This is a genomic window from Candidatus Jidaibacter acanthamoeba (assembly GCF_000815465.1).
GTDB classification, from domain to species: domain Bacteria; phylum Pseudomonadota; class Alphaproteobacteria; order Rickettsiales; family Midichloriaceae; genus Jidaibacter; species Jidaibacter acanthamoebae.
Map to the genome: position 1 here is coordinate 1 of NZ_JSWE01000110.1, position 942 is coordinate 942.

At 35.1% G+C, this 942-nt stretch carries 2 protein-coding genes; both read left to right on the forward strand.

The window, feature by feature from the left end:
- On the forward strand, positions 1 to 347 hold a 347-nt coding region (locus NF27_RS05365), incomplete at its 5' end, for an ankyrin repeat domain-containing protein (protein WP_204367857.1).
- Positions 348 to 631: 284 nt separating this feature from the next.
- Positions 632 to 942: helix-turn-helix domain-containing protein (locus NF27_RS05370; protein ID WP_161791812.1), on the forward strand; the 311-nt coding region annotated here is incomplete at its 3' end.

Here is a 942-nt window from a genome sequence, read left to right on the forward strand (position 1 = left end):
ATATAGCTTGCCGCAGCCTTATGCCACATTTTCACATAAATATTTATAATACCCTTGTTGAGACTTGGGAAACCTCATTAATTATAGCTGCATGTGCTGGATACATTGAGATAGCAAAACTTTTAATAAAATATCATGCTGAAGTGGATATCCAGGATATTGATGGTAAAACAGTATTACATTATGCTATAGACTCAGGCGAAAAGGAAATAGTCAAACTACTTTTAAAAAATGGTGCGAATATGCATACCCAAACGAAGTTAGGAATTTCTCCTTTTATGCTTGCCAGGGATACTAATTTACAAATTTTTCGATTATTTTTGGAGAGAGAAAATGTTTTAGTATAAAAAATATAACCATAACTAATTCGGTTAAAAAATAGGAGAAGTTTATATTAAGCCCAGAGCCTAAATCCAGGCAATAAAATATTACAAACAAGTACCTAGTATTTGTAACAAGAAGCTGGAAGCGCGATCTGGTTAAGCAGTAGAGTTGGAAAGAACATTTAAGAGAGAAACCCACTAAAATAGCATAAGCAACATTCCAATTAAATAAATCATTGAGGGTTTGGCTTTAGTAATGATGAGGGATAGAAAGAGAAAAGAAGGAAGAAGATAGAAAAGGAAAAATAATGGAAAGCTGCCTGAGATGTGGAGGGATGGAATTAAAGAAATATGGAAAAGCAAAAGGTAAGATAAGGAAGAAGTGCGCAAGATGTGGTTATCAGCAAACGCGAGATATTGCGAGAGGGAGGAGCCAAAGAGATAAAGCCCTAGCATTAGTACTATATTTATCAGGGTTATCAATGAATATGACCGGAAAGATAATAGGAGTTAGTACACAAACAATAATGAGGTGGATAAGAGCCTGGAGTGAGAAGTTAGGGCAATTGGTTGTGTTGCGAGAAATGAAATATGAAGGTAGGTATAAGGTAAGGCAAGC